At 68.0% G+C, this 24822-nt stretch carries 19 protein-coding genes; 11 read left to right on the top strand and 8 right to left on the bottom strand.

Features of this window, described 5'->3' with window-relative positions; translation table 11 throughout:
• Window positions 1–76: 76 nt before the first annotated feature.
• On the bottom strand, window positions 77–2818 hold the full coding sequence (locus DN051_RS19895) for a transglycosylase domain-containing protein (protein ID WP_112439206.1): 2742 nt from the start codon (window positions 2816–2818) through the stop codon (window positions 77–79).
• A 374-nt stretch (window positions 2819–3192) separates the two neighbouring features.
• On the opposite strand from DN051_RS19895, the gene DN051_RS19890 reads away from it, so the two are divergent.
• The 4 genes from DN051_RS19890 to DN051_RS19875 all read left to right on the top strand — a co-directional run bounded on the left by DN051_RS19890 (window position 3193) and on the right by DN051_RS19875 (window position 6932).
• On the top strand, window positions 3193–3876 hold the full coding sequence (locus DN051_RS19890) for a PadR family transcriptional regulator (RefSeq protein WP_053762792.1): 684 nt from the start codon (window positions 3193–3195) through the stop codon (window positions 3874–3876).
• Window positions 3877–3921: 45 nt separating this feature from the next.
• Window positions 3922–5004 carry an inositol-3-phosphate synthase gene (locus DN051_RS19885; protein ID WP_053762791.1) on the top strand — a complete coding sequence of 361 codons (1083 nt, stop codon included), beginning with the start codon at window positions 3922–3924 and terminating at the stop codon, window positions 5002–5004.
• Window positions 5005–5083: 79 nt separating this feature from the next.
• Entirely contained in the window at window positions 5084–6346 is a 1263-nt protein-coding gene (locus DN051_RS19880; protein WP_053762790.1) for an MFS transporter, read from the top strand.
• Window positions 6347–6470: 124 nt separating this feature from the next.
• Window positions 6471–6932 carry an LppU/SCO3897 family protein gene (locus DN051_RS19875; protein ID WP_053762789.1) on the top strand — a complete coding sequence of 154 codons (462 nt, stop codon included), beginning with the start codon at window positions 6471–6473 and terminating at the stop codon, window positions 6930–6932.
• 139 nt (window positions 6933–7071) lie between these two features.
• Here the strand turns inward: DN051_RS19875 and DN051_RS19870 are convergent, their stop codons facing one another.
• Window positions 7072–8511: a CCA tRNA nucleotidyltransferase gene (locus DN051_RS19870; protein ID WP_112439205.1), complete on the bottom strand. Its 1440-nt coding sequence runs from the start codon at window positions 8509–8511 to the stop codon at window positions 7072–7074.
• Window positions 8512–8765: 254 nt separating this feature from the next.
• On the opposite strand from DN051_RS19870, the gene DN051_RS19865 reads away from it, so the two are divergent.
• From DN051_RS19865 to trxA, 7 genes are all read left to right on the top strand, one after another.
• Window positions 8766–11174: a DUF6049 family protein gene (locus DN051_RS19865; RefSeq protein ID WP_112439204.1), complete on the top strand. Its 2409-nt coding sequence runs from the start codon at window positions 8766–8768 to the stop codon at window positions 11172–11174.
• Window positions 11175–11217: 43 nt separating this feature from the next.
• Complete coding sequence (gene murJ / locus DN051_RS19860; protein ID WP_053762786.1) at window positions 11218–13536, top strand: murein biosynthesis integral membrane protein MurJ; 2319 nt, start codon at window positions 11218–11220, stop codon at window positions 13534–13536.
• 139 nt (window positions 13537–13675) lie between these two features.
• Window positions 13676–15397, top strand: a complete 1722-nt coding sequence (locus tag DN051_RS19855) for a protein kinase family protein (protein WP_112439203.1) — start codon at window positions 13676–13678, stop codon at window positions 15395–15397.
• Window positions 15398–15425: 28 nt separating this feature from the next.
• Window positions 15426–16151, top strand: a complete 726-nt coding sequence (gene sigM, locus DN051_RS19850; RefSeq protein WP_112439202.1) for an RNA polymerase sigma factor SigM — start codon at window positions 15426–15428, stop codon at window positions 16149–16151.
• Complete coding sequence (locus DN051_RS19845) at window positions 16148–17116, top strand: anti-sigma factor family protein (RefSeq protein ID WP_112439201.1); 969 nt, start codon at window positions 16148–16150, stop codon at window positions 17114–17116. Before sigM ends, DN051_RS19845 begins: the two co-directional genes overlap by 4 nt.
• Before the next feature lie 182 nt (window positions 17117–17298).
• Entirely contained in the window at window positions 17299–18267 is a 969-nt protein-coding gene (trxB, locus tag DN051_RS19840) for a thioredoxin-disulfide reductase (RefSeq protein WP_112439200.1), read from the top strand.
• A gap of 42 nt (window positions 18268–18309) precedes the next feature.
• Window positions 18310–18642 carry a thioredoxin gene (trxA, locus tag DN051_RS19835; protein ID WP_003991504.1) on the top strand — a complete coding sequence of 111 codons (333 nt, stop codon included), beginning with the start codon at window positions 18310–18312 and terminating at the stop codon, window positions 18640–18642.
• 92 nt (window positions 18643–18734) lie between these two features.
• Here trxA and DN051_RS19830 read toward each other — a convergent pair whose 3' ends face one another.
• From DN051_RS19830 to yidC, 6 genes are all read right to left on the bottom strand, one after another.
• The gene (locus DN051_RS19830) at window positions 18735–19352 is read right to left on the bottom strand and encodes a GNAT family N-acetyltransferase (protein ID WP_112439199.1); all 618 of its coding nucleotides are present in this window, start codon (window positions 19350–19352) and stop codon (window positions 18735–18737) included.
• A gap of 320 nt (window positions 19353–19672) precedes the next feature.
• Window positions 19673–20776, bottom strand: a complete 1104-nt coding sequence (locus tag DN051_RS19825; protein ID WP_112439198.1) for a ParB/RepB/Spo0J family partition protein — start codon at window positions 20774–20776, stop codon at window positions 19673–19675.
• Window positions 20773–21846, bottom strand: a complete 1074-nt coding sequence (locus DN051_RS19820) for a ParA family protein (RefSeq protein WP_079001797.1) — start codon at window positions 21844–21846, stop codon at window positions 20773–20775. The genes DN051_RS19825 and DN051_RS19820 overlap by 4 nt, the downstream gene beginning before the upstream one ends.
• A 307-nt stretch (window positions 21847–22153) precedes the next feature.
• On the bottom strand, window positions 22154–22870 hold the full coding sequence (rsmG, locus tag DN051_RS19815; protein WP_053762778.1) for a 16S rRNA (guanine(527)-N(7))-methyltransferase RsmG: 717 nt from the start codon (window positions 22868–22870) through the stop codon (window positions 22154–22156).
• A gap of 108 nt (window positions 22871–22978) precedes the next feature.
• The gene (locus tag DN051_RS19810; RefSeq protein ID WP_053762777.1) at window positions 22979–23491 is read right to left on the bottom strand and encodes a Jag family protein; all 513 of its coding nucleotides are present in this window, start codon (window positions 23489–23491) and stop codon (window positions 22979–22981) included.
• A 15-nt stretch (window positions 23492–23506) separates the two neighbouring features.
• Entirely contained in the window at window positions 23507–24820 is a 1314-nt protein-coding gene (yidC, locus tag DN051_RS19805) for a membrane protein insertase YidC (RefSeq protein ID WP_053762776.1), read from the bottom strand.
• Between the last annotated feature and the right edge of the window lie 2 nt (window positions 24821–24822).

Below are 24822 nucleotides of genomic sequence, written 5' to 3'. Positions count from 1 at the left end.
CGCCGAGGGCCGCCGCACCCTGAGGGTGCGGCGGCCCATGTTTCACGTGAAACACCCTTGTCGGGCGATACGGCGGCTACGTGCTGTTACCCCCGAAAATGCCGCCTGGGTTGCCGTTGTTGTTGCCCCCGCTGTTGTTGCCGCCGCCGCTGTCATCCTCGCCGTCCGTCTCCGTGGGCGTCGGATCATCGGTCACACCGCCGTCCGTGCCTCCGGAGTCGACGCCGCCGTTGTTGTTGCCGCCGCCGTTGTCCTGACAGTTGAAGAAGCCGCAGGTCTCCTCGTCGGTGGGCCTCGGGTCGACGTCGGTCTCGGACTCCGTCGGAGACGGGGGCGGCGTGGTCTCTTCCTCGGTCTCGGTGGGCGTCGGCGTGGGGGTCGGAGACGGCGCCTCGTTGATGACCTCACCGATGGGCTCGGGCGTCGGGAACTTCTCCACCTTCTTGCCCTTCATCGCCTCGGCCATGTAGTCGTGCCAGATCTCCGCGGGGAACGAGGCACCGTGGATCGACTCCTGGTCACCGGTTCCGTACATCTCGAGGAACGTACGGTTCTTGATCGTCTCGTCGTCCGGGTACCGGAACATGTTGATCGCGGTGGACAACTGCGGGGTGTAGCCGACGAACCAGGCCGACTTGTTTCCGTCGGTGGTACCGGTCTTGCCGGCCACGTCACGGCCCGGCAGCTGGGCCTTGGTACCCGTACCCTTGTCGACCACGGTCTTCAGGACGTCGGTGACGTTGTCGGCCACCGCAGATTCGAACGCCTGCTTGGTCTTGCCCTCGTGCTCGAAGACCAGGCCGTCCTTGTTCGTGACCTTCTGGACCGAGTACGGATTGTTCTGCTTGCCGCTCGCCGCGAAGGTGCTGTACGAACTCGCCATACGGATGGCACTGGGCTTGGAGATGCCGAGAGAGAACGAGGGGAAGTCCGTGCCGGCCAGGCTGCTGTCCAGGACCCCCGCGTCGACCGCGGCCTCCTTCACCTTGTCCAGACCGATGTCCATGCCGAGCTGGACGAAGGCCGAGTTCACCGAGAACTGCATCGCCTCACGCAGATCGATCCGGTAGTCAGGCGCTTCACCCCGCGACTCGTCACCGTCGTTGACCTGGAGCCACTCCTCACCCTTCTCGTTCTGCCAGACCGACCCGTCGTAGTCCTTGATCTTGAGCTTGTTCTTGCCGCTGTACAGGCTCTTCGGGGACACCTTGGTCCGCTCGTCCTGCGCCTGCACCGCTTCCAGCTCCGGGTCGCGCACGCCCCACTTCATGGCTGCCGCCAGCACGAACGGCTTGAACGTCGAACCGACCTGGGCACCGGTCTCGTCGGCGTTGTTGGTGAAGTGCTTGGTGGCGTCCGAACCGCCGTAGATGGCCACGATGGCCCCGGTCTCCGGGTCCACCGAGGCACCGCCGAACTGGACGTGGGTGTCCGTGTCGGGGCGCTTCTTGGGGTCGATGTTGGCCTTGTAGACCTTCGTGACCGCCTTCTCCAGTTGACCGACCTTCTTCTTGTCGAAGGTCGTCTTGATCGAGAGACCACCCTCACGGAGCTCCTGCTCCGAGATCCCGGTCTCCTCGTTGTTGACGAGATAGGCGTTCGCCAAGTCGACGAGGTAGCCGACCTGGCCGCTCAGCGCGGTGTTGAAGCGCGGGTTCTGGACCTTGGGAAGCTCCTTGTACTTGGCCCGGTCCGCGGCATCCAGGTGGCCGTACTCGACCATCTTGTCCAGGGTGTCCTGCATCTGGAGCAGGGCCCGCTTCTTGTTGGCTTCCGCGGTGGCCCCGACCGGGTCGATGGAGGGGGCGCCCGCCGGGTCGTAGTACGTGGCGCCCTTGAGCACGGCCGACAGGAAGGCGCACTCGCCGGCGTTCAGGTCGATGGCGTCCTTGTCGAAGTACGCACGCGCGGCGGCCTGGATCCCGTAGGCGTTGCGGCCGTAGTAGGCGGAGTTCAGGTAACCCGCCATGATCTCGTCCTTGTCGACCGAGGCTCCCACCTTGATCGAGACGAACAGCTCCTTGAACTTACGGGTGACCGTCTGCGACTGGTCGTCCAGCATCGCGTTCTTCACGTACTGCTGGGTGATCGTCGAGCCACCCTGGGTGTCACCGCCCCGGGCCATGTTGAACACGGCTCGGGCGATGCCCCTGGGGTCGATGCCGCTGTCGGTCCAGAAGGTCTTGTTCTCCTGCGAGATGACGGCGTTCTGCATCTCCTTGGGGATCTGCGACAGATTGATGATCTGCCGGTTCGTCTCGCCGCCCGTCGACACCATCTCGGTGTTGTCGGACCAGTAATAGACGTTGTTCTGCGCCTCGGCGGTCTGCGCGACCTTAGGCACGCTCACCATGGCGTAACCGACACCCGCGACGGCCACCATGCTGCCGAAGAAGGCGAGGGACAGCCCGGACGCGAGCTTCCATGACGGCATCCAGCGACGCCAGCCGTACTTGCCCGCGCGCGGGTAGTCGATCAGGCGCTTGTGGCCCGGGTCCGTAACCCGCCCACGGCCCCGGCCCGATCCCGGCGGGCCGCCGGGTGCGGCACGCCGGCCACCTCGGCCGGGTTCGGCCGCCCTGCGGCGGCCACCACTACTACTGCTTCTCTGCGCAGCGCGCCGGGCCTCGGCGCGGCCGCCGTAAGACGGCTCCTCGCCTCCTGACCCATAGGAATCCGACCCGTACGAGTCGGAAGGAGACCCGGTGGCGCCTCGCGGTGCCGCGCGGCGGCCGGGAGACGAACCGGACTGGCCGCGTCGGGCCGCGGCTCGTCCGCCTCCCTGCGGCGGCTGCGGTTTGCGACGGTGCTCGCTCATCGAACGACTACTCCTAGGGCAGGCGCACCCTGGCGCGCCTGGAAACGGCGGCTGGTTTCCGGTCCCCCCGAAGTACGGATGCGGCCGGTTCGCCATTCATCCGTACTTCACCGGGGACGGGGACGCCCCCAGACGCAACTCGGTTCCCGGTGGTGTGCATGCCGCACAGACTACGCAGCACCAAAACCCACCGAGCACTGAAGTTCACCCCAAATCAGGCAACTTGCTTCCAACGAATCAGTGATGTGACGCCGTTCACGATTCCCCCTCTTGTCGCATCCGGGGGAGCGTTCTATCGTCGTGATGTATCGAGTCGATACATCAGAACGAGATAAAGACCGTCACGGTCCGACCGCGGCAGAGGGGAGGCGACGATGAGCCGGCGTTCCGGGATCCTCGAGTTCGCCGTACTCGGCCTGCTCCGCGAATCTCCTATGCACGGCTATGAGCTGCGCAAACGACTCAACACATCACTGGGTGTGTTCCGTGCGTTCAGCTACGGGACGCTCTATCCCTGCCTCAAGACGCTGGTCGCCAACGGCTGGTTGATCGAGGAGCCGGGGAACACCTCCGAGGACGCCCTCGCCGCTCCCCTCACCGGACGACGCGCCAAAATCGTCTACCGGTTGACGGCGGAAGGTAAGGAGCACTTCGAACAGCTGCTCTCACAGACCGGGCCGGACGCGTACGAGGACGAGACCTTCGCCGCCCGCTTCGCCTTCTTCGGGCAGACGTCCCGTGACGTACGCATGCGCGTACTGGAGGGCCGTCGCAGCAGGCTCGAGGAGCGGCTGGAGAAGATGCGCGCCTCCCTGGCCCGTACCCGGGAGCGCCTCGACGACTACACGCTTGAGCTCCAGCGCCACGGGATGGAGTCCGTGGAGCGCGAAGTGCGCTGGCTGAACGAGCTCATCGAGAGCGAGCGGGCCGGGCGGGACCTTCGGGGTTCCGCCGCCGGGGGGTCCGCTCAGCAGGACACCACATCTGGAGCGTCGGGCGACCTGCCCCGGCCCGGGGACACCTCCCGGCCGGATTCGCCCGACGACACCGCCACGTGAGGTCCCTGTCAGGGCCTCACCGAGTACACACAGGGAGCAACCGGAATGGGTTCGGTTCGCGTAGCCGTCGTCGGCGTGGGCAACTGCGCCGCGTCGCTGGTGCAGGGAGTCGAGTACTACAAGGACGCCGACCCGGCGTCCAAGGTCCCCGGCCTGATGCACGTCCAGTTCGGCGACTACCACGTGCGTGACGTGGAGTTCGTCGCCGCGTTCGATGTCGACGCGAAGAAGGTCGGCCTCGACCTCGCGGACGCCATCGGCGCCTCCGAGAACAACACCATCAAGATCTGCGACGTGCCCAACACGGGCGTGACCGTGCAGCGCGGCCACACCCTGGACGGCCTCGGCAAGTACTACCGCGAGACCATCGAGGAGTCCGCCGAGGAGCCGGTCGACGTCGTCCAGATCCTCAAGGACAAGCAGGTCGACGTCCTCGTCTGCTACCTGCCCGTCGGTTCCGAGGCCGCGGCGAAGTTCTACGCCCAGTGCGCCATCGACGCCAAGGTCGCCTTCGTCAACGCTCTCCCGGTCTTCATCGCCGGCACCAAGGAGTGGGCGGACAAGTTCACCGAGGCGGGTGTCCCGATCGTCGGTGACGACATCAAGTCGCAGGTCGGCGCCACCATCACGCACCGCGTCATGGCGAAGCTGTTCGAGGACCGGGGCGTCGTCCTGGACCGCACGATGCAGCTGAACGTCGGCGGCAACATGGACTTCAAGAACATGCTCGAGCGCGAGCGCCTGGAGTCCAAGAAGATCTCCAAGACGCAGGCCGTCACCTCGCAGATCCCCGACCGGGACCTCGGCGAGAAGAACGTCCACATCGGCCCCTCCGACTACGTCGCCTGGCTCGACGACCGCAAGTGGGCCTACGTGCGCCTCGAGGGCCGCGCCTTCGGTGACGTCCCGCTGAACCTGGAGTACAAGCTCGAGGTCTGGGACTCCCCGAACTCCGCCGGTGTCATCATCGACGCCCTGCGCGCCGCGAAGATCGCCAAGGACCGGGGTATCGGTGGCCCGATCCTGTCGGCTTCCTCGTACTTCATGAAGTCCCCGCCGGTGCAGTACTTCGACGACGAGGCCCGTGAGAACGTCGAGAAGTTCATCAAGGGCGAGGTCGAGCGCTGAGGCCACCCCGTTCACGGTCGGTTGAGGGTCCCCTGGGCATGACGCCAGGGGACCCTCGCCGTATGTGAGGCTGTGCCCCATGGCCGTCGTAAGCGATCTGCGCGTCCTGCTCCGCTTCCGGGACTTCCGGCGCCTGCTCGGCGTGCGACTGCTGTCCCAGGGCGCCGACGGCGTCTACCAGGTCGGGCTCGCGACCTACGTAGTCTTCTCCCCCGAGGAGCAGACCTCGGCCACGGCGATCGCGTCGGCCATGGCTGTCCTGCTGCTCCCGTACTCCCTGGTGGGCCCCTTCGCCGGCGCCCTGCTGGACCGCTGGCGCCGCCGCCAGGTCTTTCTGTACGGCAACCTGCTGCGCGCCGCGCTGGCCTCGGCGACGGCCGTCCTGATGATCAGCCCCGTCCCGGACTGGCTGTTCTACGTCTCCGCCCTCTGCGTCACCGCCGTCAACCGCTTCGTCCTCGCAGGTCTGTCCGCGTCGCTGCCCCGCGTCGTCGACGCCGACCGTCTGGTGATCGCGAACTCCCTCTCGCCGACCGCCGGCACCCTGGCCGCGACCGCCGGCGGCGGCCTCGCCTTCGTCGTACGGCTGCTGATCGCCGACTCCGACGCCGCTGTCGTACTGGTCGGCGCCGCGCTGTATCTGTGCTCGGCGCTGGCGTCGCTGCGCATGGCCCGGGAACTGCTCGGCCCGGACCGTGAACTGGTTCAGCCCCGGCTGACGGCGGCACTGAGGGGAACGGCTCGCGACCTCGTGGCCGGGGTCCGCCACCTCGCCGCGCCGGCACGGCGCGAAGCCGCCTGGGCTCTCGCCTCGATGACACTGATGCGCTTCTGCTACGGCGCCCTGACGGTCATGCTGCTGATGCTCTGCCGCTACGCCCTGTCGAGCGATCCGGAGGAGGGGCTGGCGCTCCTGGGGGTGGCCGTCGGGGTCTCCGGCGCCGGGTTCTTCACGGCGGCCGTGCTGACGCCCTGGGCGGCCGGGCGGCTCGGCCCCGGCCGGTGGATCGTCGTGTGCGCCGCGACCGCCGCGGTCCTGGAACCCGCTCTCGGTCTTCCCTTCACCACGGTCCCGATCATGGCAGCGGCCTTCTTCCTCGGGCTGACCACGCAGGGCGCGAAGATCGCCACCGACACCGTCGTGCAGTCCTCCGTCGACGACGGCTACCGCGGCCGGATCTTCTCCCTCTACGACGTCCTGTTCAACATCGCCTTCGTAGGCGCCGCCGGAATCGCCGCGCTGATGCTGCCCCCGGACGGGCGCTCGACGGCGCTGGTACTGACCGTCGCAGCGCTCTACGGGGCGGTTGCGGTGGCTATGAGTCGCTTTGAACGCCGCTGAGTGTCACACCAGTGCCACAGACCGTCTCCCGGGTATGACCATGTCAGTGGGTGCCGATAACTTACGTGGGTCTTATGTGCGCGAGTCCTTCGCGCCACACATCCATGTCTAGGGGGGACCCCAAGTGACTACTCCGCCGCCCCAGGGCAATCCATTCGCGCAGGGCCAGAACAACCCGTACGCGCAGGGACAGCCCCAGGCCCCACAGCCGCCCCAGCCCGGCTTCCCCGGCCCGTACGCCCCGGTCCCGCCGGAGCAGCCCCGCCGCAAGCTCAGCTTCAAGACGATCAAGAACGTGGTGGTCGGTGTCGTGGTCGCCGGTGTCGTGATCGGTGGCTTCATAGCCAGCCGGGACGACGCCAACACGGCGTCGGTCGGCGACTGCATGAGCATCTCCAACCCGGACAGCATCACCGACCCGGGCCTGGAGGTCGTGGACTGCGGCGACTCCAAGGCGAAGTACAAGGTCGCCGACAAGAAGGACGGCACGTCGAGCGGTTGCGACCGTACGAAGTACAGCGAGTACACCGAGACGGGCGGCAGTAGCGACTTCACCCTCTGCCTGGAGGACTACCCGGCCAAGTAGAGCCCTCGGACCTCATGAGGGACTGGCGCCGATCGGCGAGAGGGGCGATGTTTCACGTGAAACATCGCCCCTCCGCGTCTGTGTACAGCTCCCGTCCGCGCGTCATGTTTCACGTGAAACATCGCCGGGTTCCACAGCCTCAGCTCTGCTGGGCCCACCACTCCTTGAGCGCGGCCACCGCGGCGTCGTGCTCCATCGGCCCGTTCTCCAGCCGGAGCTCCAGCATGTGCTTGTAGGCCTGACCCACCGCCGGCCCCGGCTTGATGCCCAGGATCTGCATGATCTCGTTGCCGTCGAGGTCCGGCCGGATGGCGTCCAGCTCCTCCTGCTCCTGAAGCTGGGCGATCCGCTCCTCCAGGCCGTCGTACGCCCGTGAGAGCGCCGCCGCCTTGCGCTTGTTCCGCGTCGTGCAGTCCGAGCGGGTCAGCTTGTGCAGACGGTCGAGGAGAGGGCCGGCGTCCCTTACATAGCGGCGGACCGCGGAATCGGTCCACTCACCCGTGCCGTAGCCGTGGAAGCGCAGGTGCAGCTCCACGAGGCGTGAGACGTCCTTCACCATTTCGTTGGAGTACTTGAGGGCCGTCATGCGCTTCTTGGTCATCTTCGCCCCGACCACCTCGTGGTGGTGGAACGAGACCCGGCCGTCCTTCTCGAAGCGACGCGTACGCGGCTTGCCGATGTCGTGCAGCAGGGCGGCGAGGCGCAGCGCCAGATCCGGCCCGTTCTCTTCGAGCGCGATCGCCTGCTCCACCACGATCAGCGTGTGGTCGTAGACGTCCTTGTGGCGGTGGTGCTCGTCACTCTCCAGCCGCAGGGCCGGCAGCTCCGGCAGGACATGATCGGCGAGCCCTGTGTCGACCAGCAGCGCCAGCCCCTTGCGCGGGTTGGCGGACAGGATGAGCTTGTTCAGCTCGTCCCGCACCCGCTCGGCCGAGACGATCTCGATGCGCCCGGACATCTCCTTCATCGCCGCGACGACCTCGGGCGCGACCTCGAAGTCGAGCTGCGCCGCGAAACGGGCCGCGCGCATCATGCGCAGCGGGTCGTCCGAGAAGGAGTCCTCAGGAGTTCCGGGAGTCCGCAGAACGCGAGCCGCGAGGTCGTCGCGGCCTCCGTACGGGTCGACGAACCTGTGCTCCGGGAGGGCGACCGCCATCGCGTTCACGGTGAAGTCACGACGGACCAGGTCGTCCTCGATGGAGTCGCCGTACGACACCTCGGGCTTGCGTGACGTCCGGTCGTACGCCTCCGACCGGTACGTGGTCACCTCGATCTGGTAGCCGTCCTTCTGGGCACCGACCGTGCCGAAGGCGATGCCCACGTCCCAGAGGCTGTCCGCCCACGGCCGCATGATCTTCAGGACGTCCTCGGGGCGGGCGTCGGTCGTGAAGTCCAGGTCGTTGCCGAGCCGGCCCAGCAATGCGTCCCGGACCGAGCCGCCGACCAGGGCAAGGGAGAACCCGGCCTCCTGGAAACGTCGGGCGAGATCGTCGGCGACCGGGGCGACACTCGGCGGCTCGTTCTCCGCGCGGTGCCACTCCTGGCTCAGAGCGGTGGTTTCATCGTTGGCGTTCGGCACAACAGAAAAGGGTACGTGGCCCGGACGCCCGCGAGCGCCTCGATTAATCGCCCGCGAACACCCTCGCCGATACGGGCACAAGGCCTGCCCTCCCGACGTACGGAAGCGTTCCCCTTTATAGGCTCACATACGGGACAGCGGGCCCGCTGTCCCGATCTTGCAAGGCGGTCCGTGGCACTTCCCCTCGGCGCACATCGTTACCATGCCTGGACGCACATTCCGACGACCACTGACGACGAGGGACGGGCGAGCGCGTGGCCGAGGCGGCAGACTTCCAGGGGACGAGTCCCTCACCTGCCCGCCGGTGGATGAGGCGCACCACGGCTCTGCTGGCCAGTGCGCCACTGCTGGCGGGCCTGATGCAGCTGCCCACCGCCTCAGCCGCGCATGCCGGGGCCGAGACCTCCGTACAGACGGCCTCTGCCTCCCGCACGGTGGCGGTGGCGCTCGATTCGCTCAGCCCCAGCGCGCCGAGCGAGGGCGACACCGTGACCGTCTCGGGCACGGTGACCAACAACGGCAAGCAGTCGGTGACCGAGGCGCACGTGGACCTGCGAGTGGGCTCCGAGCTCGATACGCGGTCGGAGATCGACAGCGCGGCAAGGCACAAGGACTACGCCCCCGGTGTCGACGGCACGGCGGTCGACGACTCCTTCTCGCAGGAGTTCGCCGAGCTGACCCCCGGCGTCGCCCAGCGCTTCAGCATTTCCGTCCCGGTCGACGAGCTGGACCTCGGCGGAAGCGGTGTCTACCAGATCGGGGTCTCGCTCTCCGGTGAGACGGCCTCGCAGCCCTGGGAGCAGGTGCTGGGCATCCAGCGGACGTTCCTGCCGTGGCAGCCCGAGGAAGCGGACCCGAAGACACGGACGACGGTCATGTGGCCGCTGGTGTCCACCGCCCACATGACGGCGGAGACGGGCTCCAACGAGCAGCAGACCCCGGTCTTCCTCAACGACGACCTCGCCAAGGAGATCTCCCCCGGCGGACGCCTGGAGCAGCTCGTCTCCCTGGGCCGGGAACTCGACGTGACCTGGGTCATCGACCCGGACCTCCTGGCCTCCGTCGACGCGATGACCCGCGGCTACCGGGTCCAGGGCGAGGGTGACACCACCACGGCCGGTACGCAGCAGGCGGTCGCCAAACAGTGGCTGGCCGGGCTCCAGAAGGCGGTGGCGAACAAGGAGGTCGTCGCCCTGCCCTTCGCCGATCCGGATCTGGCTTCCCTCGCCCACAACGGCACGGACGTCACCGGTTCGCTGGGCCAGCTCAAGGCAGCCACCGATGTCGCCGCCCTCACGGTGCGGACCGTGCTCCACGTCACACCGAACACGGAGTTCGCCTGGCCCGTGGACGGCGCCGTGGACCCGTCGATCGTGAAGGTCGCCACCTCCGCCGGCGCCGACAAGGTGATCACGCGAAGCGACAGCCTGGAGGAGACCGGCGGGCTGCCGTACACGCCGTCCGCGGCCCGTCCCATCGGCGGCGGCACCACGGCGGTGGTCGCTGACGCGCGGCTGTCCACGGCGTTCCAGGGCGATCTGACGAAGGCGTCCAGCAAGACCCTCGCCGTGCAGAAGTTCCTCGCGCAGAGCCTCGCGCTGAACCTGCAGACGGATCAGCAGCGGAGCATCGTGGTCGCTCCGCAGCGCACGGCCACCGCCAGCGAGGCCCGAGCGATGGCCGAGGCGGTCGCGGCCCTGCAGAACGGTGGCTGGAGCGAGGCGCAGGGGCTCTCCGCGGCCGCCAAGGCCAAGCCGGACGCCGGCGCGACCAGGAAGGTGCCGTCGTCGGCGGACTATCCGTCCGGGCTGCGCAAGCAGGAACTGTCCCGCAGGGCCTTCGAACAGATCGCGCAGACGCAGAAGAAGCTCGACGGCTTCAAGGTGATCCTCAGCGACCAGTCCCGGGTGGTGACTCCCTTCGGGCGGGCCATAAACCGTGAGATGTCCACGTCGTGGCGGGGCCGGGTCGTCCAGGCGCGGAACTTCCGCGACGGTGTGGAGACGTATCTCGACGTGCTGACCGACCAGGTCATCCTGATCGACAAGTCGGAGACGAAGCTCTCCGGCCGCAGCGCCATCATCCCGGTGACCGTGCAGAACAACCTGGTCCAGGGCGTGGACCGGCTGGTGCTTAGGCTCACCTCGACCAGCCCGACCCGTCTGGAGATCGGCGGCAAGGCCTACTCGGAGCAGCCCGTCACCGTCTCCGGCGGCCACAGCCAGTCGGTGAAGTTCACCACCTCCGCCAACGCCAACGGCCGGGTGACCGTGGTGGCCCAGTTGTTCACCGAGGACGGCCAGGCCTACGGCGCGCCCGTCACCTTCGACGTCAAGGTCACCGAGATCACCGCCACGGTGATGCTGGTCATCGGCGGCGGCGTGCTGCTGCTCGTCCTCGCCGGCTTCCGGATGTACACCCAGCGCAAGCGTGCGGCCGCCCGGGAGGCCGAGGAGGACGACCTGGCCGGCACCGGCGACCCGGATGCCGGGGACGGTTCCACGGCCGCCTCGCAGAACCCGCAAGGCCCCGGCGACCGTCTCAAGGAGGAGTCCGGCACCCTGCTCGGGGCAGACGACCCGAAGCAGCCGAGTGACCCGACACCGGACACCCCAACGGAAAACGCGGACCCGTCCGGGACGGGTGAGAGAGTGGACCGTTGACATGTCGTGGCCGGTGGGCCCGGGACGATGAGGTGGGGTAACCATGAACGCGCCGTACGACGGTGACCGCGGCCAGGCCGCGGGCAGCTCGGGTCGCCCCGAGGGCCCGCCGCCGGAGCCGGGCCAGGTACCGCCGCAGCACCCCGCGGACATGTATCTCCAGGACGCCTACGATCAGGACCCCTACCGGGACCAGGACCTCGCGGCCCAGGACCCGGTGTCCGAGGCGCTCTACGACCGGGCCGCGCACCCGCCGCCGCCCCCGGGCACGTACCAGTCGCCGCAGCAGCTGTACGCCCAGCCGCCCCAGTCGCCGTACGCGCCCGACCCGCGGGTCTGGGCCCAGACGCCGCCACCCGAGCCGTCGGGCCCCACGCAGTACCTGCCCTACGGCGACGACCCCCGTACGACGCAGTACGTGGGTGTCGACGACCTGGTGGCGCAGGCCGGCGGCGAGCGCCACGAGCCGGACGCCTTCGCGCACCTCTTCCGGGACCAGCAGCAGGGCGCCGTCAACCCGGCGACCGGTCACCCGGCCGTACCGGGACCGACCGCCGCACCCGCCATGGACCGGGTGCCGGCCGGTCAGTACGGCGCGCCGAACGCCGCGGCCGGGCCGTACGGCGGTGCCGGGACGCCGCAGACGTATCAGGCATCCGCGCCCACGGCGCCACCTGCGCAGGAGGAGACACCCGCGCCCGCTCGCGGCTCCGCCACCACGGCGAAGAAGGGCGGCCGCGCGGCCGGCCTGCTGAAGTCGAGCGCGGTGATGGCGGCGGGCACGATGGTCTCCCGCATCACGGGGTTCGTCCGGTCGGCCATGATCGTGTCGGCCCTCGGCGTCGGTCTGCTCGGTGACACCTTCCAGGTCGCGTACCAGCTACCGACCATGATCTACATCCTGACGGTCGGCGGTGGACTCAACTCCGTCTTCGTGCCGCAGCTCGTCCGGGCCATGAAGGAGGACGAGGACGGCGGCGAGGCCTACGCGAACCGGCTTCTGACATTGGTCATGGTGGCACTGGGCACGCTCACCGTGCTCGCCGTCCTCGGCGCGCCGCTTCTCATCCGCATGCTGTCGGACGCGGTCGCCAGTGACCCCGCCGCCAACGAGGTCGGCGTCACCTTCGTCCGCTACTTCCTGCCCACGATCTTCTTCATGGGCATCCATGTGGTGATGGGTCAGATCCTCAACGCCCGTGGCCGCTTCGGCGCGATGATGTGGACTCCGGTCCTGAACAACATCGTCATCATCGTCACGCTCGCCATGTTCCTCTGGGTCTACGGGACCGCCGAGCACTCGGGCATGACGGTCACGAACATCCCGCCGGAGGGTCAACGGCTCCTCGGCATCGGCGTTCTGCTCGGCCTCGTCGTGCAGGCCCTGGCGATGATCCCGTACCTGCGCGAGACCGGCTTCCGGCCGCGGCTCCGCTTCGACTGGAAGGGCCACGGCCTCGGCAAGGCCGTGACGCTCGCCAAGTGGACCGTCCTGTTCGTCCTCGCGAACCAGGCGGGCGCGATCGTGGTGTCCCAGCTCTCCACCGCGGCGGGCAAGGACTCGCCGGTCGACGGCACGGGCTTCGCCGCCTACGCCAACGCCCAACTGATCTGGGGCCTGCCCCAGGCCATCATCACCGTCTCCCTGATGGCCGCGCTGCTGCCCCGGCTCGCACGCTCCGCGGCGGAGGACGACGCCGGCGCCGTGCGCGACGACATCTCCCAGGGTCTGCGGACGACGGCAGTCGCCATCGTGCCGATCGCCTTCGGATTCCTCGCGCTCGGCATCCCGATGTGCACGCTGATGTTCGGCACCTCCGGCACCAGCGCGGCCACCAACATGGGCTTCATGCTGATGGCCTTCGGACTCGGCCTGATCCCGTACTCCGTGCAGTACGTCGTCCTGCGCGCCTTCTACGCGTACGAGGACACCCGCACCCCGTTCTACAACACGGTCATCGTGGCCGCCGTCAACGCCGGCGCCTCGGCCCTGTGCTTCTTCCTGGTGCCGTCCCGCTGGGCGGTCGTCGGCATGGCCGCCTCCTACGGCATCGCGTACGCGATCGGAGTAGGCGTCGCCTGGCGCCGCCTGCGCAAGCGGCTGGGCGGTGACCTCGACGGCGGCCGGGTACGGCGCACGTACACGCGCCTGAGCATCGCCTCGCTCCCGGCCGCGCTGGTCGGCGGTGCGGCCTGCTACGGCGTGACCCTGGTCCTCGGCCAAGGCGTCGCCGGTTCCTCCGCCGCCCTGCTGGCCGGCGGTGTCGTGCTGCTGGGCACGTTCTACATCGCCGCCCGCCGGATGCGGATCGAGGAGCTGAACTCGCTCGTCGGCATGGTCCGCGGACGTCTGGGCCGCTGAATCAGGGGGTACGCGCACAACCATCATCCGCCGCCGCGTGTCGTGCATAGCGGCGGACTGTGGGCACAATTGGTTTCGGCGTCGGACGGCGCGCAACGGAGTCGTACGGCGCGCGATGGATGGGGAGGCAGGAACGACGGTGGCGGAACGGAGCACGGCTGCCGTCGACGTGGCAGACAACAGCGGCGACGAGCCGCTGACCGCCAAGGCGGACCAGTCCACGGCCGACGGGGTGGCCAACAACCGGGAGCGGGACACGGAGCGCGACGAGGCACAGGGAAGCAGTGGGACCGAGAGTCCCGGACCGAAGGCTTCGACGCCCGAGTTGCACAGCGGGCACAAACTCGCCAGACGCTACCGACTCGAGGACTGCGTCACCCGTCTGGACGGATTCAGCAGTTGGCGTGCGGTCGACGAGAAACTGCGACGGGCGGTGGGCGTCCACGTCCTGCCGGCGGACCATGCCCGGGCCCGTTCGGTCCTGGCCGCCGCCCGCTCGTCCGCCCTCCTGGGCGACCCCCGCTTCGTCCAGGTCCTCGACGCCGTCGAGGAGAACGACGTCGTGTACGTCGTCCACGAGTGGCTGCCGGACGCCACGGAACTGACCACGCTGCTCTCCTCGGGGCCCCTGGAGCCGCACGACGCCTACCACATGGTCAGCCAGGTCTCCTCGGCCATGGCGGCGGCCCACCGTGAGGGCCTCGCGCATCTTCGGCTGAACCCCAACGCCGTCCTGCGCACCTCCAGCGGCCAGTGGCGCATCCGCGGCCTCGCCGTCAACGCCGCGCTGCGCGGGATCAGTTCCGACACCCCGCAGCGCACCGACACGGAGGCGGTCGGCGCACTGCTGTACGCCTCGCTGACCCAGCGCTGGCCGTACGAGAGCGACGCCTACGGACTGGCCGGGCTGCCCAAGGACGTCGGTCTCATCGCCCCGGACCAGGTGCGTGCCGGCGTCCACCGCGGCCTGTCGGAGCTCGCCATGCGCGCGCTCGCCAACGACGGCGCGACCGCCTCCCGGCACGAGTCCCCCTGCACCACGCCGGAGGAGCTGGTGAAGGCGATCGGCGAGATGCCCCGCATCCGCCCGCCGGAGCCCGCGTTCACCGCCCCTCCGGAGTACCAGCGCACGACGTACCAGCAGGGCACGTACGGCCGCCCGGCATCGTCTCGCGCCACCCAGCAGGTGCCCTCTCCGCCCCCGCCGTTGCAGAGCCGTACCGGCAAGGCGCTGAAGTGGTCCGTCTCGGCCCTCCTGATCGCCGCGCTCGGCCTCGGCAGCTGGCAGCTCGCGGACGCCCTGATGGAGCGCGGCAGCCAGACCGACGACACCAACAAGACGCAGACGACGGACGAGAACGACAAGAGCCAGGACGCACCCAAGCCGGCGAAGCCGATCACTGTCGCGGGCGCGCAGGAATACGTCGCCAAGGGGTCCACCCAGGCTCCGGAGGACGTGTCCAAGACGTACGACAGTGACAGCTCGACCTACTGGCGCACGCTGAGCTTCCGCGACGGTCCCGAGATGAACCCCGCCTTCAAACCCGGCGTCGGCATCGTCTACGACCTGGGCTCGGAGCAGACCGTGGCGTCCGCGTCGATAGGGCTGGGCTTCGCGGGCGACCACACCACGGTCAGCCTGTACGCGACCGACTCGATGAGTTCGTCCACTCCCATCAGCTCGATGCAGAAGATGGGTACTGTCACGACCTCGGGCACCTCCGCAACGGTGAAGGCCACCAAGCCGGTGAAGACCCGGTACGTGCTCGTGTGGTTCACCGCGCTGCCGCACGCCGGCGGTGACGCATACAGCGACCCGGGCTACAAGCAGGCCCTCACCGACGTGAAGTTCAAGGGCTGACGTCTCACCGAAGAGGGAGGGGGTCCCGATGGTGGAAGGCGCCGGGTACGACGCGGCCAGCGATCAGGATCTGCTCGCCCGCCATGTGGAGGGCGATCCCGACGCCTTCGGTGAGATCGTCCGACGGCACCGCGACCGGCTCTGGGCGGTCGCGCTGCGCACCCTGGGGGATCGCGAAGAGGCCGCCGACGCCGTCCAGGACGCGCTCGTATCCGCCTACCGGGCCGCCCACACCTTCCGAGGACAGTCGGCGGTCACGACCTGGCTGCACCGGATCACGGTGAACGCCTGCCTCGACCGGGCGCGCAAGGCGGCGTCCCGGAAGACCTCTCCGGTCGACGACACCGAGCGCCTGGAGCAGCTGCTGGAGCCGCACGAGTCGGCGTCGGCGCCCGCCGAGCGCAACGACCTCCACCGTCAGCTCCTGGAAGCGCTCGGCACGCTCCCGCACGATCAGCGCGCCGCTCTCGTCCTCGTCGACATGCAGGGCTACCCGGTCGCCGAAGCCGCCCGCATCCTCGATGTGCCGACGGGGACGGTGAAGAGTCGCTGTGCGCGAGGCAGAGCCAGACTCCTTCCGTTGCTCACCCATCTGCGTCCGGAAAAGCGCGGTGACGGAACAGAGTCCGCCGCGGGACGGAACCGGGCGCAGGGGACATCCGTCCCACCGGCAGCGGAACCGCACGACACGGGTCCGCGGGGCGCAGGGCCAAGCGATTCAGCTGCTGTGAAGGGCGGAGGTGGGCGAGCGTGACATCCACGACGGACACGGCCGGGCACCCGGACGTCATGGAGATCTCCGACCTCACCGAGGGCCTGCTCCCCCCGTCCCGGACCGCGGATGTACGACGGCATCTCGACGCGTGCGAGCTCTGTGCCGATGTCCTCGCGTCTCTCGAGGAGATCCGAGGGCTGCTGGGGACCCTGCCGGGCCCGTCGCGTATGCCGGACGACGTCGCTGAAAGGATCGACGCCGCTCTCGCCGCGGAGGCGCTGCTCAATGCCACCGCCCTCGACGGGCTCGACGTCGGACCCGATCACGTGGACGCCACCGCATCGAGTGGACCGAAGGGCGTCGCTTCCGCCGAGACAGCCCCGGGCGTCTCCGACCCGGACGTCGACACGCATGTTTCACGTGAAACATCGGTAGCCGGGGATCGGCCCTCGGGTCGCGCACGCACTTCCACGACGGGTCCGGGCCGCAAGGACCGCAAGCGTGGAGGACGCCGCAGGGCGGTCGTCCTGGGGGCAGTGTTCTCTGCTGCCGCTCTCGGGCTGGGTTCCGTACTGGTGTCGTCGCTGACCGGGTCGGAGCCCGGGACCACGGCACATCAGCAGTCCAGCTCGTCCGACACGTTCTCCAAGGGCGGGCTGGAGCAGCAGGTCGCCGATCTCCTCGCCAAGGGGCAGAGCTCCGGGAGCGGGTCTCGCACCCCGGACGAGCTGAACGTCGAGTCCGCCCCGGGCAACGACCGCAACCGCATTTTCAAGCAGCCGCCGGTCCAGGTCCCGGAGTGCGTCCAGAACAGCATCGAACGCACTCGGACCGCGCTGGCGAGCGAGTCCGGGGTCTACGAGGGGACGAAGGCTCTGCTCGTGGTTGTGCCGGACACCACGAACCCCGCGCGAGTCACCGCCTACATCGTCGATGCAACGTGTGTGGATCAGTCGTCGACCACCGCCAAGGTGCTGCTCCAAGAGTCGTACACACGCCCCTGAGAACAGCCGCGTCCCGCCTGTTGCCTGGTCTCTCGATCCGCGGGTATCTCCCAAGTGACGGCACCCCGTGTGCCCGGGCACAACGGGAATGCGCGCCCCTTAGGATCCGTTGGGTGGTGTGAGAGTTCTGAAAGGCACTCCCACCGGTCGAACGACGCAGTCCAGAGACGAGGAATCCCGCCGTGAGCGACGTCCGTAACGTGATCATCATCGGCTCCGGGCCTGCCGGCTATACGGCGGGTCTGTACACCGCACGCGCGTCGCTGAAGCCCCTGGTGTTCGAGGGTGCCGTGACCGCGGGTGGTGCGCTCATGAACACCACCGACGTGGAGAACTTCCCGGGCTTCCAGGACGGCATCATGGGCCCGGAGCTCATGGACAACATGCGCGCCCAGGCCGAGCGTTTCGGCGCTGAGCTTGTGCCCGACGACGTCGTCTCCGTCGATCTGACCGGTGAGATCAAGACCGTCACCGACACCGCGGGCACGGTCCACAAGGCGAAGGCGATCATCGTCGCCACGGGGTCCCAGCACCGCAAGCTGGGCCTGCCGAACGAGGACGCTCTCTCCGGCCGCGGCGTCTCCTGGTGTGCCACCTGTGACGGCTTCTTCTTCAAGGACCAGGACATCGCCGTGATCGGCGGCGGCGACACCGCAATGGAGGAGGCCACCTTCCTCTCGCGCTTCGCCAAGTCCGTGACCATCGTCCACCGCCGGGACTCTCTGCGTGCCTCGAAGGCCATGCAGGACCGTGCCTTCGGTGACCCGAAGATCAAGTTCATCTGGGACAGCGAGGTCGCGGAAGTTCAGGGCGACCAGAAGCTCTCCGGCCTGAAGCTGCGCAACGTCAAGACCGGCGAGCTGTCCGAGCTGGCGGTGACCGGTCTGTTCATCGCGATCGGCCACGACCCCCGCACCGAGCTCTTCAAGGGCCAACTGAACCTCGACGAGGAGGGCTACCTCCAGGTCGACGCGCCCTCCACGCACACCAATCTGACGGGTGTCTTCGGCGCCGGTGACGTGGTGGACCACACCTACCGTCAGGCGATCACCGCTGCCGGCACCGGCTGCTCCGCCGCCCTCGACGCCGAGCGCTACTTGGCCGCCCTCGCGGACGCGGAGAAGGCCGAGTCCGAGAAGACCACCGTCTGAATTCCCCACACCCCACACGCACCAACCAGTTAGGAGCCCGCCGTGGCCGGCACCCTGAAGAATGTGACCGACGATTCCTTCGAGCAGGACGTCCTCAAGAGCGACAAGCCTGTCCTGGTGGACTTCTGGGCCGCCTGGTGCGGCCCGTGCCGCCAGATCGCGCCGTCCCTTGAGGCCATCGCTGCCGAGTACGGCGACAAGATCGAGGTCGTCAAGCTGAACATCGACGAGAACCCCGGTACGGCGGCGAAGTACGGTGTCATGTCGATCCCGACCCTGAACGTGTACCAGGGCGGCGAGGTCGCCAAGACCATCGTCGGTGCCAAGCCGAAGGCCGCGATCGTTCGCGACCTTGAGGACTTCATCGCCGAGTGAACTCGCCCTGTCCGGTTGACGGCGGATGTTTCACGTGAAACACGAATGGGCCAGCCCTTCCGGGCTGGCCCATTCGTGTGAGTGGGGACGTCCTAGAGCGGCCGGAGGGCGGGCTCCTTCTGGACCGCCCCGAGCAAGCGGTCCAATGCCAGCTCCACGTCTTCCTTCCAGGACAGCGTTGTCCGCAGCTCCAGCCTCATCCGGGGATGAGTCGGATGGGACCGCACCGTCTTGAAGCCGACCGCCAGCAGATGATCAGCAGGCAGTACACAGGCGGGTTCCTTCCATCGGGCGTCGCCGAACGCCTCGATGGCTTTGAAGCCGCGTCGCAGCAGATCCTTGGCGACCGTCTGGACCATGACCCGCCCGAGCCCTTGACCTTGGTACCCGGGCGCGATGAACCCGGTCATCAGCTGCACCGCGTCCGGGGAGACCGGACTCGTCGGGAACGCCGTGGAACGCGGAACGTAAGCCGGAGGCGCGTACAGCACGAAGCCCACCGGCGCCTCATCGACATAGACCACGCGTCCGCAGGAGCCCCAGTCCAGGAGAACGGCGGAGATCCACCCTTCCTTCTCCAGGGCCGAGGTGCCCGCTCTTACCGCTGCCTCACCACTGACTGGGTCCAGTTCCCAGAAGACACACGTGCGGCAGCGCTTGGGGAGGTCCTGAAGGTTGTCCAGTGTGAGCGGTACGAGCCGGCGCCCCATGAAGGCTGTTCCTCGCTTCCCTCGCCCGCCAATCCGCGGGCGGCAGTCAGTGCGCTCCGTTCCCTGAGCAGGCTGCCGACGAAACCGCCGACGGCGCCGAGTCCCAGTGCCACGCTCACCAGTCCGGTCCGGCTCATCGTTCGCATGGCTCCCGCCTCCCCATAGACGTACTGCCCGGTGGATGCGCCATACCCGTTCGCATCGTATCCACGAAGCGATTCCGTCGATACCACCAAAAAGCAAAGTGCGGGCCGTGTTCCGGTACACACCGGACACGGCCCGCACTGACGCTTGCGCGAGGAATCACTCCTGTCGGAGGCTCACTCCTCCGCGTCCTCGGAGTCGTCGTCCAGAAGACTCTTCTGAAGGACGGGGCCTTCGCCGGGAGCGAGCGAGCCGAGGATCCGCTCCAGGTCCTCCATCGAGGCGAACTCGACGGTGATCTTGCCCTTCTTCTGCCCCAGGTCGACCTTCACCCTCGTCTCGAAGCGGTCCGAGAGGCGCGTAGCGAGGTCACTGAGCGCCGGGGAGACCCGGGACCCGGCCCGGGGACCCTTGGAGCGCTGAACCGCCGTGGGCCGCGACCCCATCAGGGTCACGATCTCCTCGACGGCCCGCACCGAGAGCCCTTCGGCCACGATCCGCTGTGCCAGACGGTCCTGCGCTTCCGAGTCCTCCACGGACAGGAGAGCCCGTGCGTGTCCGGCGGAGAGCACTCCAGCAGCCACCCGGCGCTGAACCGTCGGCGACAGCTTGAGCAGTCGCAGCGTGTTGGAGACCTGCGGGCGGGAACGGCCGATGCGGTCCGCCAGCTGGTCGTGCGTGCAGTTGAAGTCCTTGAGGAGCTGGTCGTACGCGGCTGCCTCTTCCAGCGGGTTGAGCTGCGCGCGATGCAGGTTCTCCAGCAGGGCATCCAGAAGGAGCTTCTCATCATCCGTGGCCCGCACGATCGCCGGGATCGCTTCCAGCCCCGCCTCACGGCAGGCCCGCCACCTCCGCTCACCCATGATGAGCTCGAAGCGGTCGATACCGATCTGCCGTACGACGACGGGCTGGAGGAGTCCGACCTCCTGGATGGAGGTGACGAGCTCCTGCAACGCGTCGTCGTCGAAGAACTCACGCGGCTGCCGCGGATTCGGTGTGATGAAGTCGAGCGGGATCTCGGCGAAGTGCGCGCCGATGGGAGGTGCAGGCGTCTCGGCGACGGCACCGATCATGGCCGGCTCGCCTGTTTCACGTGAAACAGGCGGCAGCGTAGTCACCTTGGCCGCGGCAACCCCGCGCTCACTGGGCAGTGACGGCACAGCTGTGGGGGGTGCGGACGTAACGCCTCCCACAGGGGTCTGCGCCGGCATCCTCTCGGTCGGAGCCGCAGGGATCAGGGCGCCAAGCCCACGTCCCAGACCCCTCCGTCGCTCGCTCACTGGATCCCCTCCACCATGCTCTGGTTGCTCTGAGCGCCGATGTGGGCGTGCGTCGCGTCATAGCTGACGCCGACACCCTTCAGCGCGATTTCTCGGGCCGCCTCAAGATAGGAGAGGGCACCGCTCGAACCTGGATCGTAGGTCAGCACCGTCTGCCCATAGCTCGGCGCCTCGGAGATGCGGACCGAGCGAGGGATGCTCGTGCGGAGCACCTCGTCGCCGAAGTGACTGCGCACCTCGTCGGCGACCTGTGAGGCAAGCCGGGTCCGGCCGTCGTACATGGTGAGCAGGATCGTCGAGACATGGAGCGTGGGGTTGAGGTGCCCCCGTACCAGGTCGACGTTGCGCAGAAGCTGCCCCAGGCCCTCCAGTGCGTAGTACTCGCACTGGATCGGGATGAGAACCTCTTGGCCGGCCACAAGGGCGTTCACCGTCAGCAGGCCGAGCGAGGGCGGACAGTCGATGAGGATGTAGTCCAGCGGCTGCTCGTAGGACTGGATCGCCCGCTCCAGCCGGCTCTCCCGCGCCACCAGGGACACCAGCTCGATCTCCGCACCGGCGAGATCGATCGTGGCGGGGGCGCAGAAGAGACCCTCAACATCGGGGACCGGCTGAACCACCTCGGAGAGGGGCTTGCTCTCGACCAACACGTCGTAGATCGAAGGGACCTCCGCGTGGTGATCGATCCCCAACGCGGTGGACGCGTTGCCCTGCGGGTCGAGGTCGATCACCAGGACACGGGCACCGTGCAGAGCCAGGGAAGCGGCCAGATTGACGGTTGTCGTGGTCTTGCCCACACCGCCCTTCTGGTTGGCGACCACCATGACCCTGGTCTGCTCGGGTCGTGGCAGTCCCTCACCGGCCCGGCCCAGGGCCTCGACCGCCAATTGGGCAGCACGACCGATGGGAGTGTCGTCCATAGGAGGCGGTGTTTCACGTGAAACATCGTCCCCTGGCGACTCGGTACGGGGACCGGGGACCGGATCGGTCATCGGTCCCGCGATGTTGGCGTCGGACCGCAAGGATTCACTCTCCTCGACTTCAGGCTCGCAATGAACAGAGCCTCCCATGTCTTCGGGGTCGTGAACCAGTGAGGCCTGGTGTTCTGTGGAGAAATCCACCTCTGTGGACAGCTCCGTGCCCCGAAGAGGGGACGGAGTGTCATCGGAAGCGGTAGGAACCTCCTCATCGAGAGCCCCGAGAGGCTTACGGTCGCGGGGTTCAGCTGCGGCCCGGCCGCGACTGATGATGCCGTGGAGCAGTGAGCGACGTTTCACGTGAAACACGATGCCCACCGGCCGGGACCGGAACGTCGCGACACTCCGGCCTACGTAGGTTTGGCAGCTTGTGTGGAGTACGTCTCGTCCGCAGGACGGATCAGCGGCGTCGCCGCGTCCGTCCCGTCCGGGCCGCCTTCGCCCGCTTGGCTGCGAAGCGGACGCCGCCCGGGCTCTCCCCGACCTCCACCCGTACGACCGTGGACATCGGATCCACGACTCCTTCGCCCACATGGAGGATGGATGTCTGGACCGCGCCGAGCTTGGTCAGCGCCGTGGCGGCACTCTTCAGCTCCTCCTCGGCGGTGTCGCCCTTCAGAGCCAGCATCTCGCCGTAGGGCCGCAGCAGGGGGATGCCCCAGGTGGCCAGTCGGTCCAGCGGGGCCACGGCTCGTGCGGTCACCACATGGACCGGCGGAAGCTTGCCCATGACCTCCTCGGCCCGCCCACGGACGACCGTCACATGGTCGAGCCCGAGAAGTTCGACGACCTCCGTCAGGAAGTTCGTACGCCGAAGCAATGGCTCAAGGAGGGTGATCTTCAGGTCGTCCCGTACCAGCGCCAGGGGGATGCCGGGCAGACCGGCACCCGAGCCCACATCGCACACGGTCACGCTCTCGGGGACGACCTCCGAGAGCACGGCGCAGTTCAGCAGATGCCGCTCCCAGAGTCGGGGCACCTCGCGTGGGCCGATCAGCCCACGCTGCACTCCCGTCTCGGCCAGGAGTTCTGCGTACCTCACCGCATCCGCGAAGCGATCACCGAACACCTCGCGTGCCTGCTCGGGCGCAGGGGGGAGCTCCGCTGCCTCCGTCACGGGGACCGTCCTTCCGTACCGCAACAGCGCACTGGGCGCTGACCACCAGGCTGACAAAGATCGGCCCCGTCTGCGCAACAGACGGGGCCGGTGGAGCGTAGAAACCGATCAAGCAGGCAGCACGACGACGAAGCGCTGCGGCTCCTCGCCCTCGGACTCACTGCGCAGACCGGCGGCCTTGACCGCGTCGTGCACGACCTTGCGCTCGAACGGTGTCATCGGGTCGAGCTTCACGGGCTCGCCGCTGCTCTTGGCTTCGGCTGCGGCCTTGGCGCCGAGCTCGGAGAGTTCCGTGCGCTTCTTGGCCCGGTATCCCGCGATGTCCAGCATCAGCCGGCTGCGGTCACCGGTCTCCCGGTGCACTGCCAGACGCGTGAGCTCCTGGAGCGCCTCCAGCACCTCACCGTCCCGGCCGACCAGCTTCTGCAGGTCACGGCTGCCCGCGTCACTGATGATCGAGACAGCGGCGCGGTCGCCCTCGACGTCCATGTCGATGTCACCGTCGAGATCGGCGATGTCCAGCAGACCCTCGAGGTAGTCCGCCGCGATGTCGCCCTCCTGCTCCAAGCGGTTCACGGTTTCTGCGCCCTCGGCAGCGGCGGAGGTGGTGCCTTCCGTCACGGGATGGACTCCTTCTTACTTCTTGGACGGGGACTTGGGCCGCTGCGGACCCTTGCGCTGACCGGACTGGGCCCGGCTGCGAGAGCCGCCTCCGGACTTGGAAGCCGCCTTTCCGGTGGACCCGGACGGCTTGGCGTCGGCGGACCCGGACGGCTTCGCGTCCTCCGGTTCGTCGGACTTGCTCAGCGAGATGGCCGACGAAGAGGTCTCCGCGCCACCCGCGGCCTTCGGTCCGGACTGGCGCTGGGACTTGCTCTGCCGCTTGGGCTGCTGTCGCTTGGCAGCGGTGGCGGTCGACGTGGACGTCGACGTCCCGTCCTCGGCGGTGGCCACTGCGCCCTCGCTCTTGACGACGGAGCCGTCGGCCTGGGCGGCGAGCCCGGCCTTGTTCAGACCGTTGATGAACTTGCGCTCGTAGTCGTTGCGGTCCCGGCCCTTGGCGACGATGGCCTTGACGATGGCCCGCTCACGCCGGCCACGGGTCTTGCCGTTGCTCGTGACGTGCTTGTACAGGCGGTCGAGGTAGGAGGCCTGGGCCTTGGAACCCGGGGTCGGGTTGTTGTGGATGACGTACATCTGCTGGCCCATGGTCCACACGTTGGTGGTCAGCCAGTAGACGAGGACACCGACCGGGAAGTTGATGCCGAAGACGGCAAAGATCACCGGGAAGATGTACATGAGCATCTTCTGCTGCTGCATGAACGGCGTCTTCACCGAGGTGTCGACGTTCTTCGTCATCAGCTGGCGCTGCGTGTAGAACTGCGACAGCGACATCAGAACGATCATGACGGCGGTGACGACCCGGACATCGGTGATCGTGGAGCCGAGCGCCTCGACCGTGCTGGCGCTGTCCGTGAACTTCGAGGCGAGCGGAGCGCCGACGATGTGGGCCTTCTGCGCGCTCGCCAGCAGGCGCTCGTTGATCACGCCGATGGTGTCGTTCGACGCGATGCTGTTGAGCACGTGGTAGAGGGCGAAGAAGAACGGCGACTGCGCCAGGATGGGAAGGCACGAGGAGAGCGGGTTGGTGCCCGTCTCCTTGTACAGCTTCATCATCTCTTCGGACTGACGCTGCTTGTCGTTCTTGTAGCGCTCCTGGATCTTCTTCATCTCGGGCTGGAGCGTCTGCATCGCCCGAGTCGCCTTGATCTGCTTCACGAAGAGAGGGATCAGGCAGATACGGATCAGCACCACGAGGGACACGATGGACAGGCCCCAGGCCCAGCCCGTGTCAGGGCCGAAGATCGCACCGTACAGCGAGTGGAACTGGACGATGACCCACGAGACGGGTGTGGTGATAAAGCTGAAGAGGCTGGCAATCGTGTCCACTA

Origin of the sequence: Streptomyces cadmiisoli (assembly GCF_003261055.1) — a bacterium.
GTDB classification, from domain to species: domain Bacteria; phylum Actinomycetota; class Actinomycetes; order Streptomycetales; family Streptomycetaceae; genus Streptomyces; species Streptomyces cadmiisoli.
This window is presented reverse-complemented; position numbering and strand designations above follow the sequence as displayed.